At 61.5% G+C, this 13,101-nt stretch carries 9 protein-coding genes, 1 tRNA gene and 1 pseudogene; 6 read left to right on the top strand and 5 right to left on the bottom strand.

What is annotated here, in order from left to right; all coding sequences use genetic code 11:
• Window positions 1-15: 15 nt before the first annotated feature.
• Window positions 16-1,089: a DUF3800 domain-containing protein gene (locus tag BLW05_RS10155; protein WP_093162287.1), complete on the top strand. Its 1,074-nt coding sequence runs from the start codon at window positions 16-18 to the stop codon at window positions 1,087-1,089.
• 13 nt (window positions 1,090-1,102) lie between these two features.
• Here the strand turns inward: BLW05_RS10155 and BLW05_RS10150 are convergent.
• Window positions 1,103-1,306: pseudogene (locus BLW05_RS10150) on the bottom strand (tyrosine-type recombinase/integrase); the annotation flags it as partial.
• Between the two features lie 197 nt (window positions 1,307-1,503).
• Here BLW05_RS10150 and BLW05_RS35345 point away from each other — a divergent pair.
• A complete protein-coding gene (locus BLW05_RS35345; RefSeq protein WP_143044810.1) occupies window positions 1,504-2,079 on the top strand; it encodes a hypothetical protein in 576 nt (191 codons plus the stop codon).
• 199 nt (window positions 2,080-2,278) lie between these two features.
• A complete protein-coding gene (locus tag BLW05_RS10145; protein WP_093162286.1) occupies window positions 2,279-2,626 on the top strand; it encodes a 3'-5' exonuclease in 348 nt (115 codons plus the stop codon).
• 125 nt (window positions 2,627-2,751) lie between these two features.
• Here the strand turns inward: BLW05_RS10145 and BLW05_RS10140 are convergent, their stop codons facing one another.
• The 4 genes from BLW05_RS10140 to BLW05_RS10125 all read right to left on the bottom strand — a co-directional run bounded on the left by BLW05_RS10140 (window position 2,752) and on the right by BLW05_RS10125 (window position 6,948).
• Window positions 2,752-3,687: an HNH endonuclease family protein gene (locus BLW05_RS10140; protein ID WP_143044809.1), complete on the bottom strand. Its 936-nt coding sequence runs from the start codon at window positions 3,685-3,687 to the stop codon at window positions 2,752-2,754.
• Window positions 3,684-5,072, bottom strand: a complete 1,389-nt coding sequence (locus BLW05_RS10135; RefSeq protein ID WP_177142616.1) for an AAA family ATPase — start codon at window positions 5,070-5,072, stop codon at window positions 3,684-3,686. The genes BLW05_RS10140 and BLW05_RS10135 overlap by 4 nt, the downstream gene beginning before the upstream one ends.
• A gap of 1,125 nt (window positions 5,073-6,197) precedes the next feature.
• Window positions 6,198-6,272, bottom strand: a tRNA-Arg gene (locus BLW05_RS10130).
• Window positions 6,273-6,315: 43 nt separating this feature from the next.
• A complete protein-coding gene (locus BLW05_RS10125) occupies window positions 6,316-6,948 on the bottom strand; it encodes a TetR family transcriptional regulator (protein ID WP_093162281.1) in 633 nt (210 codons plus the stop codon).
• A 167-nt stretch (window positions 6,949-7,115) separates the two neighbouring features.
• Between BLW05_RS10125 and BLW05_RS10120 the strand changes: the two genes are divergently transcribed.
• Genes BLW05_RS10120 through BLW05_RS10110 form a run of 3 tightly spaced genes read left to right on the top strand, consistent with a single transcriptional unit; the run spans window position 7,116 to window position 12,976 of the window.
• The gene (locus tag BLW05_RS10120) at window positions 7,116-8,381 is read left to right on the top strand and encodes an efflux RND transporter periplasmic adaptor subunit (protein ID WP_093162280.1); all 1,266 of its coding nucleotides are present in this window, start codon (window positions 7,116-7,118) and stop codon (window positions 8,379-8,381) included.
• Window positions 8,382-8,394: 13 nt separating this feature from the next.
• Window positions 8,395-11,553, top strand: coding sequence for an efflux RND transporter permease subunit (locus tag BLW05_RS10115; RefSeq protein ID WP_093162278.1), 3,159 nt, complete (start codon window positions 8,395-8,397; stop codon window positions 11,551-11,553).
• Window positions 11,546-12,976, top strand: coding sequence for an efflux transporter outer membrane subunit (locus BLW05_RS10110; RefSeq protein WP_093162277.1), 1,431 nt, complete (start codon window positions 11,546-11,548; stop codon window positions 12,974-12,976). The genes BLW05_RS10115 and BLW05_RS10110 overlap by 8 nt, the downstream gene beginning before the upstream one ends.
• The last annotated feature ends 125 nt before the right edge of the window (window positions 12,977-13,101 follow it).

The following is a 13,101-nucleotide window of genomic DNA, read 5'->3' as shown; positions in this document are numbered from 1 at the left end:
CTGTATTCATCTCAAATGACAAAAATCTACTGTGACGAGGCGGGGAACTCCGGTGCCAACCTGCTCGACAAGGAGCAGCCCTTCTTTGTATTGGCATCCAACGACTTTTCGACTGATGAGGCGGCAAGTTTGCTGGAACACGTTCGATCAGCTCAAGGTGCTGAGCCAAAGTTCACAGCACTCAAGAAGTCAAAGGCCGGGGTTTCGCGCCTCATTCGTCTTCTGTCGGACCCGCGGTTGAACAAGGACAGAGTTGCCGCGAATGTGTTTCACAAGCAATTCATGGTCATCACCAAGTTGGTTGACCTGATAGCGGAAACCCTCATATATAAGATCGGCGGCGACCTGTATGAGCGCGGCGCGAACCTCGCCATGTCAAACATGTTGTTCTATTGCTTGCCAGTATTCTGCGGTCAAGAGAATACTGATCGCTTTCTGGCAACCTTCGTGGAAATGATTCGTCGCCCGGAGCAGGACCACATCACGGCGTTTTACGACGCCGGCCGCATGTTGATCGATTCGTCTAAGAGTGAGGACTTCGAGAAGGATCTGTTCTACTTCACGGAGCCACATCTCTTCCATGTGTGGTTCAACGACGCAATCGACAGCTTAGCCCTTGACCCGGCGATCCCCGCCTTGTTCCAGCATATTGCCACATGGGGTGCTCGAAGAGAGGATCGATTTGACGTTGTGCACGATTCATCTAAACCAATCCTGGCGTCGCAAGAGACTTTTGAAAAGATGATGGCTCTTTCAAATGAGCCTTCCTCCGAGATTGGCTACGACAGGCGCAAGTTTCGGTTTCCACTTCGCGCTCAAAGCCTCACTCAAGCTGATTCGACTGCTCATCCCCAACTCCAGATCGCCGATCTGTGCGCGGGGATAGTCAACCACATTAGCAAGTGTCGCATCGCGAATGAACTCGACGAACTCGCGAAGGCCGCGATCAACCTCGGTGCGGTGAAATGGATTGTCGACGGAGTTATGCCCTCGCCCGACGTTACGCCCGAGGGGCTCGGGACAGACGAAGTCAGCGGGACGAATCCCGTAGATGGCATGGTCAGCTATTTGTCCAAGAGGCGCTCATAAGAATTGATGCGCGCTATCCGAGTTTCAGCACGAGTTTGCCGGCGTCCAAATGGGTGTAGCGCTTGAGCATACGAAAGTCCTTGTGCCCGGTGATGCTCGCCGTCTCCATCATGTTCAAACCCTTTTCGAACAATCGAGACGTGGCATCGTGCCGCAAGTCGTGGAAGTGAAAGTCTTTCAGCCCCGCCCGGTCACGGGCGCGCTGAAACGCCCGCTTAACAGCCCCGGTCGTGACGCCTGGCCAGACACCGCCAAGCCCCCCCTTTCAAGCTTGCGCCTAGCGAGCAATGCCGCTGCGGCCGTACGACATCCGATAGCATTCCGCTCCTCGGTGCCTCGGTGCCACGAAGCCGCGCAGAGTTACTTCGCGATTCTCGGCTTTAAGAGTGCCACGCTCGAAGTGAAAAAATGGATATGAAGATGCTCCAAACGGTCGCTGCTTACGCAGGGCTTGCCCTTGGCCTTATTAACCTTGGGCTCTTGATCTACAAAGATTACCTCCGACGGGGAAGGCTCACGGTTACGATCCGACGAGCAGAAGTGAGGGCCCTGGTTTTCGGCACTTTTGATATTCAATTAGACCTCGATCTGAGCGCAAAGGGTGGCCCGATCTATATAAAAGAAATAGTCTTCGAACATTCCTTGATGGCAGTTTTCAATCCAAGCCGAGACGTGAAAGATCGGAGGATATCTAAGGTTATTGACTATCCAGGGCACTCAATGCTTGATGCCCAGGTTGAAGAATTCGTGAAACAAGCCACGTCCCTGTTTTCAAATTCCGAGCCCGTGGTTAACCTCAAGTTGGAAGACAAGCAGCATCGAGCTTTAACTCTTATTGATCGAATTCCTGTCGAACGATCAATGGATGGGTATTGGGATTGGCCACGCTCTGGTTGGAGTGTTAGCGTATCGCATTCCGAAGGCAAGACAATAATTCCCATGAGTTTTATTGTTCACAAATCAAACATAGTGCCCGCGTTTGTTGGATAAGTAATTGACCCCGCCGCACCCGCCAGGCGGGGTCAAATTTGCAGAACCGAACGGACGGTGTTTTCATCTTTCACGTAGCAACGCCTGCTTCTTAGTTGAGCGCGCTCATGGGTGCAAGGTCTTGGGCAACCATGAATCCTGGTGGAGAACGCGAGGCACCTGGCCGCCGCGCTGCCTCGGATGTAATGAAGTCATCAAAATGGGGGCGGGCGAGCCGAGTCCCGCCTCGGCACTAAGCACGACCTTTGAATCTGCCGAAGCGATCCTGGCCAACGTGGCTGCGTTCAAATTAATTGCCGCCCGTCATCAGGGAAGCATCGAACAATTCTTGGACGAGATCGATCCACTCATTGACTCTTCCAAGGTCGATCCGCCAGATGAGCCACATGTTTGGATTGGATCGATACATCAGGCGAAGGGCGCGCAATGGCCAATGGTCTTCATTCCAGGTTTGGCGGTTCGTACTTTTCCCCGAGACGATCTGACCAGCAAAGAGATCGAAGCGGAGCGGCGGTTGTTCTACGTCGCAATTACCCGAGCAACTTGAAAGATATCTTCGAGCGGTTGCCTACGCAGCCGGCCAGCCGTATCGAGGAATTGTTGCCCCAATCACTGGCAACCGACGGCAACTACCTGATTTGCTCCCGTCGTCAAGACGGGAGCACCGAGCGCTTACGCCTCTTCTGAGGCTTGGGCGTTACCTTGGAAAATGGCGTCCAGAACACGCGAGAATTCTCCGCGCAACTTTCGCATTTCCTGCTGAATGAACGAAGCCGCCAGCGTCGAGTAGACACTCTTTGCATGTTCATGCCGCTTAAGCTGGCTGATCTGCTCGTTTGCCAAACCCAGAATTCTGGCGCGCTTTTCTTCGGGCAATTCCAGAGCGCTCTCTAAAAGCGCTCGAATGTTTGAAATTTCTAAAGCGATTTGCTGGATCAGCATGGATCGACTGCCCACCAAGCCATCTCGATTCAGCCCATACACGTCAATGCTGACACGGGCTCGGCGAGCTTCCTTCGTACCCTCTTGAGCGGAGGCGACTAAGGGGAACTGGAGGTGCTTAACGACCCAACGGAAATAATCTTCGGGATCGTCGCGTGTAGGGTCGAGCAAAAGGGGCTCTTCGAGGTCAACGTCATCAAGTTGCGACCCGGCGCGGCTCGGGCCAGCGATGGGAAAGACGCTACCCTTGCCAGCGACGTTTTGGATGTACCTGACCGAGCCATCCTCCGCCAGCGAAACCAGCCGCTGCGTACGTGAACGATTGCAATCGGTGCAGCTCGGCAACAGGTTCTCCCAGGATAGCGCCAGCCACCAGTAGCCCCGATGCTTTGCACCCGAAAGCTTCCCCTTGGGACGGTAGTGTTCGACATCCATCTGCTGCGTGCCGCGATAGAAACCTTCGCAGTACGCACATTTGCCATGAAAGAGGGCGGTGAGCGCGGTGCGAACATCTTCGGCCTTGTACGCGCCGAACTTGTAGGCTGCTTTGGGGGGCGGCGTTCTCTCGTAGTGTGCACGGGCTTCTGATCGCTCTCGAGCCGCCTCAGAATCGGAGCTGCTCAGGGAACCGGGGCAAGCAATCGCCTTTCGATCGACGCGTCTCATGCACCGTAGCCCCTATCGAGCGCGTCCAATACTGCGCGCACAGCATCCTCGCGAGCAGCAGCGGTCCTCAACGGCTTGGAAGCGCGTACAGACAAATACCGCGCAGTGGCTTCTGCGAGGATCTGTTCTGCGGGGACTTCACCAATCAAGGTTGTTTGCGCTATGCGCTGTGCGAGCATATCCAGTGCATCTTTCGATACAGCTTCATCATTGGAACTTGCCGTCGTCGCAGCCCTCACGTACTCCTCAAGTAGTGCCTCCATTTCAGGATCGGTCGTACTTGCAAGACCAAAAAACTCCGAAGTGAGCAGTTGTTCCGCTCGCATGCCCTGGACGTTGGGCAGGCCGGTGAGAGCTTCAATTCCATCGTCTTCGTTTCGCACTAGGACCTGTACTTCACCGTCCACCATTCCCCGCAAGCACAGCGGATCATGTGTTGTGACGATAAACTGGACCTGAGGCATTGCCCGCCGCAACGCGGACATGATCAACATCTTCCAGCGTGGGTGGAGATGGGTTTCTACCTCGTCGATGAGCACAACACCCCGGGCCTCCTCGAGGTTGCCCCAGCGTTCGACCATCCTTCTCATGATGTCAACCGCCATCGAGAAGAGAGACCGATAGCCGTCGCTCATGCGCTCAATTGGTGTTGTGCGCCCGTGGGCCTTAACTTGCACGTTGCCTTCATCATCTCGGCTAATGTGATCGTCGGCTTTGAGGGCAAGTACTTCGTTTAGGGCGCGCGCGACGGCCTTAAATTCGCTGTCGTCAGCCTCGCGCAGCCACTGCGATGGATCCGGGATCGGCGCCAACGAGTCAAAGAGCGTCCGACTTGCTTCAGCAGAGCCACTCGATCGGCCACGTCGAAAAACTCGATGTGCCCCGTATGCCAACACCAGCACGTTCAGATCGCCGCCGGTTCGCTTGACTCCCGAGTTCACATCAATCGTGAGATCGACCGACGTGTCCGAGTCGAGCTCAACGACAACTCGGGCTGGTTTTTCCTCCACCATTTTCCAACCCTGCCGCTCACGGCTGACCAAGTCCTCGATGTCCAATCGCAGTCCGCGACGCTGCGCAGGGGTTGCCAAGGCCAGGTACAAGGCCTGCAGGACACTGCTCTTCCCGGTGGAGTTCTCGCCTAGGAGCATCATTGACCCTGTCGAGTGTCTGGAACCCGAAGATGCCTGAAGCTCGAGCCGCTCGATGCCTTTGAAGTTGTGGATGGCAATCCGCCTGACCCGTGCTGCTGGGCTTCGCTGCGACAGAATTGGCAGGCCATCGTGCAATAGCGGCGGTCGCAAGATCGTTCCTAGTGCATCGGTATCTAGGCGTCTATAGCGAGTTAGTGCCGATTTCCAGGTCGAAAGATCCAAAGTCGTCAAGAGCACTTCAAAGTGCTGACGAAATGCCTTTGCACTTCCTCTGCCCCTGCCCGCCAGAACGGATCCTTCAGGAAGCAGGTCACAGATAGTTCGTAGAACTAGCAGACATGCACCAGGGCGTCTTTCGACGAGTCCCTTGGCGAACCGGCTAAGTTGTGTACTTTGGCCACCGAGAGTGAAATGCCGGAAGGAACCCAGGATTCTGTTCACCAACTCAGCGCGGGCAGCGACAAGTTGCGTTCGGTTTAAGCCGACCTATGGTCGCCTGGCCCCGCTCCGTTCTAGCGACGAAGGTTCCTTCGTGCGAAATGCAGAGATGGCGCAGCGGCTCATCAACGCACGGGTCCAGGAGCATAGGTCCCTCCGAACGCACGGCTTCTTCCCAAGTCCCGAGGATTGGCGCTCTTGGGCGTTGGGTCGGAAACAAGTTGCGCTTTGAAGCCTGGCACTGCGGGCAGACGAGAAGCAAGTTCTCCCAGTCATAGGCAAACCATCCGTAATGATCGCTGCTCGTCTCGCCTTTTCCGTCATCAGCGCTTGCCAGAGGACGAAAGTGGTCGATCACGCTGTCGCTTGGAAAGCCAGAAGTAGAGTCTTCGCAAAAGGCACATGACGCGTGAAAGAGCTCGCGCAATGCTGAATACACATCGGGGTTGCGGAACAACTCAAGCTCGACCGGGGCTCTTTTGACGTCTCTCAGTTCGTCAGGAAGGGTAAAGTGCTGGCGTAAGCGCGTCCGTGCTTCTTGCACCCTCCTGCTCTTCAAGAACGCAGGTGAAGACACCTTGCTCTTTTCGCATTTCTTCATCCTGCTTGGCCCATGTAACTTGTGTCATGAATTATGCGGGCGGCTCTCCTCAAGTACGGCATCGACATCCGTGGTCAGAGAGCGAATAAGGGACGAGCTGTGATGAGGCCGGGAGTTGCTCGTATCGCGTCTGATTCCGGCGGACAGATTTCCGAGTCACCGGTGATTGCGCGATCTTGCGCGAGGATGTTGCTCGCTCGCCCCTTGCCCGAGCACTTCTAACGCATGTTCGCCGACAAGGACGGACGAAAGCGACGGCTTCTCTTGAGCAAGAATGGAAAAGGCCGGAAGCACTCAGATGCTTCCGGCCTTTGAATTGGTCCCGCCGCCAGGAATCGAACCTGGATCTCAGCCTTCGGAGGGCCGAATTCTATCCGTTGAAATACAGCGAGGATCTGGTTTCCGACGTGGTCGGAAGCCTCACATTATCGCCTATCAGGCGCCACTTGGCTCCGGTTTTCCGAAACCCAGCCCCGCCAGGTAGACGCGGAAGGTCCGCCGCCCGGTCGCGACGAGGTCGAAAGCCTCCGGGTCGAGCAGCCAGTTCTGGATCAGCCCGTTGATGAGCGCGTGCAGCCCCTGCGCGGCCTGGGCCGCCGGGATGGGCAGCTTGGTGCGCGTGCGGCGGGCCTCGGCGACCATGGCTTTTTCGAAGTCGACCACGCATTCGTTGCGCGCGTCGAGGTGGCGGCGGTGCACCGATTGCATGTCGTGCGTGTATTCGACCTTGTGCGTGGCGACCTCGAACACGCGGCGCATCTGCGGGTCGGTGGTCATGAGCTTGAGGGCCTCGACCATCATGGTTTCGACGCTCTCCATCGAGCCGTCGTCCTTGGTCGCCTGCTGCACGGCGGCCTCCAGCGGCAGCGTGACGCGATCCATCATGGCGTTGAAGAGGTCCGCCTTGTCCTTGAAGTGCCAGTAGATGGCACCGCGCGTGGCGCCGGCCTTCTGGGCGATCTGCTGCAGCGTGGTCTGCGATACACCCTGTGACTGGAAAAGCACCTCGGCGGCGTCCAGCAAGCGCTGGCGCGTCTCTTGCGCTTCCTCCTTGGTACGTCTCACCATTTTTTGTCTCCCGTTTCTAAAATCGGCCCTTTGCGCGTTGAGGGTGTCACTATACATGCACGAATGTATGTAAACTAGCGCCCTTTCCCGATAGCCAAGTTCGCCGTGTTGCTTTAGGCACCCGCGCGGACACAGCGCTGTCCCCGTCCTCGCTACAAAGGATTCGCATGCCCAAACTGCATGTCTCGCGCCCCTTTTTGTTTTCGCCGCGCCTTGCGGCCGTTTCCGCCGCCACGGCCGTGGTCCTGACGCTCGCGGCCTGCGGCAAGAGCGATGCCCCCGCAGCCGGCGGCCATGGCGGTGCGGCACCGCCGGCGCCTGAAGTGGGCGTGGTGGTTGCCACCCCGACGAGCGTCGGCCTGGTGACCGAGCTGCCGGGTCGGCTGGAGGCCTCGCGCATTTCGGAGGTGCGTGCCCGTGCGGCCGGCATCATGCTGGAACGTGTCTTCAAGGAAGGCAGCGACGTGAAGGCCGGCCAGCTGCTGTTCCGCATCGACCCCGCCCCGTATGCGGCCGCCGCGCGCAGTGCCGAAGCGAGCCTCGTGCGCGCCGAGGCGAATGCGGTGCAGGCCAAGGCGCTGGCCGAGCGCTACAAGCCGCTGGTGGCGGCCAATGCGGTCAGCAAGCAGGAATACGACAACGCGGTCGCCGCGCAGAAGACGGCCGAGGCCGACGTGGGCGTGAGCCGCGCGGCGCTGACGACCGCCAAGATCAACCTGGGCTATGCCGCGGTGACCGCGCCGATTTCCGGCCGCATCGGCCGCGCGCTGGTGACCGAAGGCGCGCTGGTGGGCCAGGGCGACGCGACGCAGCTCGCGGTGATCCAGCAGATCGACCCGATCTACGTGAACTTCACGCAGTCCGCCACCGACGTGATGCGCCTGCGCCGCCAGATGGAGGCCGGCCAGTTCAAGCGCGCCGAAGGCCCGAACGCGGCGAGCGTGCGCGTGGTGCTCGAAGACGGCAGCGAATATCCCCTGCCCGGCCGGCTGCTGTTCTCCGACCTGACGGTGGATTCGACGACCGGCCAGGTCACGCTGCGCGCCGAGGTGCCGAACCCGCAAAAGAATCTGCTGCCGGGCCTGTACGTGCGCGTGCGCGTGGAGCAGGCGCAGGCCTCCGACGCGATCACGTTGCCACAGCAGGCAGTGACGCGCACGCAGCAGGGCGACACGGTCACGGTGGTGAGCGACGACGGCAAGTTGAGCAAGCGCACCGTCAAGATCAGCGCCGCGCAGAACAACCAGTGGGTGGTGATCGACGGCCTGAAGGCCGGCGAAAAGGTGATGGTCGACGGCTTCCAGAAGCTGCAGATGATGCCGCCCGGCACGCCGGTGAAGCCGGTTCCTTGGAAGCCCGCAGGCGCAGCGCCCGCTCCTGCGGCTGCCGCAGCAGCCGCCCCGGCTCCTGCCGCCGACAAGAAGAAAGAGTAAGGAGCGCGCCCGCATGGCCAAGTTCTTCATCGATCGACCGATCTTTGCGTGGGTGATCGCGCTGTTCATCATCGTGATGGGCAGCGTGGCGATCACGCAGCTTCCGATCTCGCAATACCCGCCCGTGGCGCCGCCCGCGATCGTCGTCAGCACGGCCTACCCTGGTGCCTCGGCACAGACGCTGGAAGACAGCGTGCTGTCGGTGATCGAGCGCGAGATGAACGGCTCGCCCGGCCTCATCTACATGGAGTCGGTCGCGCAGGCGGACGGCACCGGCACGATCACGATCACTTTCGAGACGGGCACCAACGCCGATCTCGCGCAGGTGGACGTGCAGAACCGGCTGTCGCGCGCCACGCCGCGCCTGCCTGCCGCCGTGACGCAGCAGGGTGTGCGCGTGGACAAGTCGCGCAACAACTTCCTGTTGTTCACGATGCTCTCGTCGGACAACCCGGCCTACGATCAGATCGCGCTGGGCGACTACGCATCGCGCAACGTGGTGCCCGAACTGCAGCGCATTACCGGCATTGGCCAGGCGCAGCTCTTCGGCACCGAGCGCTCGATGCGCGTGTGGATCGATCCGGCCAAGCTGCAGGGCTACAACCTGTCGGCGGCCGACGTGAACAGCGCGATCAAGGCGCAGAACGCGCAGGTGTCTTCGGGCGTGATCGGCGATCTGCCGAACGTGCCGGGGCAGGCGATCTCGGCCACGGTGGTGGTCAACGGGCAGCTCACCACGGTGGAGCAGTTCGGCAACATCGTGCTGCGCGCGAACACCGACGGCTCGGCCGTGCGGCTGCGCGATGTGGCGCGCATCGAGCTGGGCGGGCAGGCGTATTCGACGTCGGCGCGCCTGAACGGCAAGTCCGCGGTGGGTATCGGCGTGCAGCTCGCACCGAGCGGCAACGCGCTCGAATCGGCCAAGCTGATCCGCGCCAAGATGGACGAGCTCTCGAAGTTCTTCCCGCAGGGCGTGAAGTGGACCATTCCGTACGACAGCTCGCGCTTCGTGAGCATCTCCATCAAGGAAGTGGTGAAGACGCTGTTCGAGGCGATCGCGCTGGTGTTCCTGGTGATGTTCCTGTTCCTGCAGAACTGGCGCTACACGATCATCCCGACGATCGTGGTGCCGATCTCGCTCCTTGGCACCTTCGCGATGCTGCTGGCGCTGGGCTTCTCGATCAACGTGCTGACGATGTTCGGCATGGTGCTGGTGATCGGCATCGTGGTGGACGACGCGATCGTGGTGGTCGAGAACGTCGAGCGGATCATGAGCGAGGAAGGGCTTTCCCCGCTCGAAGCCGCGCGCAAGGCGATGCGGCAGATCTCGGGCGCGATCATCGGCGTGACGGTGGTGCTGGTGTCGGTGTTCGTGCCGCTGGCCTTCTTCGCGGGCTCGACCGGCAACATCTACCGCCAGTTCTCGGCGGTGATGGTGGTGTCGATCGGCTTCTCGGCCTTCATGGCGCTGTCGCTCACGCCGGCGCTGTGCGCGACGCTGCTCAAGCCGGTCGAGGCGGGGCATCACCACGAGAAGAAGGGCTTCTTTGGCTGGTTCAACCGCGGGTTCACGCGCACGGCCAAGGGCTATGAAAGCCTGGTGGCGCGCATCCTCAAGCGCGCGGCGCGCTATCTGATCATCTACGCGGCGATCATCGGAGCGGTCGCGCTGGTCTACAGCCGGCTGCCCACCTCGTTCCTGCCGCAGGAAGACCAGGGCTACATCATCGTGAACGTGCAGCTCCCGCCGGGCGCGACCCAGGAGCGCATGCTGTCGGTCATGGGCAGCGTCGAGGACTACATGCTCAAGCAGCCCGAAGTGGAGAACATGGTCGGCGTGCTGGGCTTCAGCTTCTCGGGCCAGGGGCAGAACGCGGGCCTCGCCTTCGTGACGCTCAAGGACTGGGAGCAGCGCAAGGACGCGCAGCACTCGGCCGATGCGGTGGCGGGCCGCGCCTTCGGGGCGCTCTCCGGCATCCGCGACGCGTTCATCTATCCGCTGAGCCCGCCGCCGATTCCCGAGCTCGGCAACGCGAGCGGATTCAGCTTCCGTCTGCAGGACCGTTCGGGCGCAGGCCACGAGGCGCTGATTGCCGCGCGCAACCAGATGCTGGGCATGGCGAGCAAGAGCCCGCTGCTCACGCAGGTGCGCCCGGACGGCCTCGAAGACGCGCCGCAGCTGCAGATCGACATCGATCGCGACAAGGCGAACGCGCTGGGCGTGACCTTCGATGCGATCAACACGACGCTGTCGACGGCGCTCGGTTCGTCCTACGTCAACGACTTCCCGAACCGCGGCCGCCTGCAGCGCGTGGTGGTGCAGGCCGATGCGCCGGCACGGATGCAGCCGGAAGACCTGCTGAAGCTCAACGCGAGCAACAGCAAGGGCGTGCCGGTGCCGCTGTCGGCCTTTGCGAGCACGCGATGGGTCACGGGCGCGCAGCAAACGGTTCGCTACAACGGCTATCCGGCGGCGCGTATCTCGGGTTCGGCCGCACCGGGCTACAGCTCGGGCGCGGCGATGGCGGAGATGGAGAAGCTGGCGGCACAACTGCCCGCAGGCTTCGGCTTCGAATGGACCGGCCAGTCGCGTGAAGAAAAGCTCGCGGGTTCGCAGGCCATCATCCTGTACGGCTTCGCGATCCTGGCGGTGTTCCTGTGCCTCGCGGCGCTGTACGAAAGCTGGACGATTCCGCTGTCGGTGATCATGGTGGTGCCGCTGGGCGTGCTCGGCGTGCTGCTGGCGACGCTGCTGCGGGCGTACTCGAACGACGTGTACTTCCAGGTGGGGCTGATCACGATCATCGGCCTCTCGGCGAAGAACGCGATTCTGATCATCGAGTTCGCGAAGGACCTGCAGGCGCAGGGCAAGGGCGTGATCGAGTCGGCGCTGGCCGCGGCGCACCTGCGGTTCCGCCCGATCATCATGACCTCGCTGGCCTTCGGCCTGGGCGTGGTGCCGCTCGCCACGGCCACCGGCGCAGGCTCGGCGAGCCAGCGCGCGATCGGCACCGGCGTGCTGGGCGGCATGCTGACCGGCACCGCGCTTGCCGTGATCTTCGTGCCCGTGTTCTTCGTGGTCGTGCGCAGCCTCTTCAAGGGCAGCGAACGCCAGCACCAGATGGATAAGCGCCACGCGGAAGCCGCGGGCATCGAGGAAGCACATGAGTAAGCACACCTCCCGAATTCGCCTTGCCGCTGTCGCGGGGGCCGCTGTCACGCTGTTGAGTGCCTGCTCGCTGGCACCCAAGTACGAGCGTCCGGACTTGCCGGTGCCTACGGCCTTCCCTAACACCAATGCGGCAGCGCCCGCGGCTCCGGCTGCGCAACAGCCGCCGGCGGCGACCATCGCGTGGCAGGACTACTTCACCGATCCGCGTCTGGTGAAGCTGATCGAGATCGCGCTGGCGAACAACCGCGACCTGCGTGTCTCGGTGCTCAACATCGAGCAGGCGCGCGCGCAGTTCCAGATCCAGCGTTCGGCGCTGTTCCCGGCGCTGAATGCCTCGGCGAGCCAGACGCGCCAGCGGCCCTCGACGACGGGTATCGGCAACGTGTCGGAGGTCGATCAGGTCAGCGTCGGCATCACGGCGTGGGAGATCGATTTCTTCGGCCGCATCGCAAGCCTGAAGGACGCGGCACTCGCGCAGTACCTGGCCACGGAAGAGTCGCGCAAGGCGGCGCAGATCAGCCTGGTTAGCGCAGTTGCCACCGGCTGGCTCACGGTCCTGAGCGACGACGAGTTCCTCGAGATCACGCGCCGCACGATGGAGACGCGCGACGAGTCGCTCAAGCTGACCAAGCTGCGATTCGACAACGGCGTGGCGTCGGAGATCGACTACCGCTTTGCCGAGTCGCAGGCCGAAACCGCGCGCGCCGCCTATGCGCAGCAGCAACGCCTGCGCATGCAGGACGAGAACGCGCTCGCGCTGTTGCTGGGCTCGCCGGTGCCGCCGGAAGCGTTTGCCGGCAGCGCGGCGGGCCTGCAGGCGCTCGCGCCGATGCAGGACCTTCCGGGGGGGTTGCCTTCGGACCTGCTGACGGAGCGGCCGGACATCCGCGCGGCCGAGCAGCAGTTGATTGCCGCCAACGCCAACATCGGCGCGGCGCGTGCTGCGTTCTTCCCGCGTGTGACGCTGACTTCGTCGATCGGCACGGCGAGCACCGAGTTCTCGGGGCTCTTCAAGAGCGGCTCCAAGGCATGGGTCTTCGCGCCGCAGGTCACGCTGCCGATCTTCGATGCGGGCCGCAACCGCGCGGGGCTCGACTCGGCGAAGGCCGAGCGCGAGATCGCGGTGGCGCAGTACGAGAAGGCCATCCAGACTGCGTTCCGCGAAGTCGCCGATGCGCTCGCCGGCCAGGCGACCTACGACGAGCAACTGCGCGCGCTGATCGCGCAGGCCAACGCGGAGGAGATCCGCTTCAAGCTGTCGGACATGCGCTATCGCAACGGCATCGCGAGCGGGCTTGACCTGCTGGATGCGCAGCGGTCGCTGTACACGGCCCAATTGGCCACGGCGCAGGCGCGTCAGGCGAAGCTGCAGAACCAGGTGGCGCTCTACAAGACGCTGGGCGGCGGCTGGAGTACGAAGTAGGCACACCCCCAGGCTTCGCGCACTTCGTGTCGCTTCGCCAACCCCCTTGCAGGGGGCGATACCAGCGGCCCGGCAAAGCCGGTTCCGCGGTATCCCCGGCTTAGGGCACGCACGGGACAGGCTGG

The organism is Variovorax sp. YR216 (assembly GCF_900107745.1).
Lineage (GTDB): Bacteria > Pseudomonadota > Gammaproteobacteria > Burkholderiales > Burkholderiaceae_C > Variovorax.
The sequence above is the reverse complement of the archived record's forward strand: the minus strand, read 5'-3'. Positions and strand labels throughout refer to the sequence as shown.

Excerpts from the sequence above, each read along its gene's own strand:
- BLW05_RS10110 (WP_093162277.1), top strand. The coding sequence starts at position 11,546 with ATGAGTAAGCACACCTCCCGAATTCGCCTTGCCGCTGTCGCGGGGGCC.
- BLW05_RS10155 (WP_093162287.1), top strand. The coding sequence starts at position 16 with ATGACAAAAATCTACTGTGACGAGGCGGGGAACTCCGGTGCCAACCTG.
- BLW05_RS10125 (WP_093162281.1), bottom strand. The coding sequence starts at position 6,948 with ATGGTGAGACGTACCAAGGAGGAAGCGCAAGAGACGCGCCAGCGCTTG.
- BLW05_RS10145 (WP_093162286.1), top strand. The coding sequence starts at position 2,279 with ATGGGGGCGGGCGAGCCGAGTCCCGCCTCGGCACTAAGCACGACCTTT.
- BLW05_RS10120 (WP_093162280.1), top strand. The coding sequence starts at position 7,116 with ATGCCCAAACTGCATGTCTCGCGCCCCTTTTTGTTTTCGCCGCGCCTT.
- BLW05_RS10140 (WP_143044809.1), bottom strand. The coding sequence starts at position 3,687 with ATGAGACGCGTCGATCGAAAGGCGATTGCTTGCCCCGGTTCCCTGAGC.
- BLW05_RS35345 (WP_143044810.1), top strand. The coding sequence starts at position 1,504 with ATGAAGATGCTCCAAACGGTCGCTGCTTACGCAGGGCTTGCCCTTGGC.
- BLW05_RS10115 (WP_093162278.1), top strand. The coding sequence starts at position 8,395 with ATGGCCAAGTTCTTCATCGATCGACCGATCTTTGCGTGGGTGATCGCG.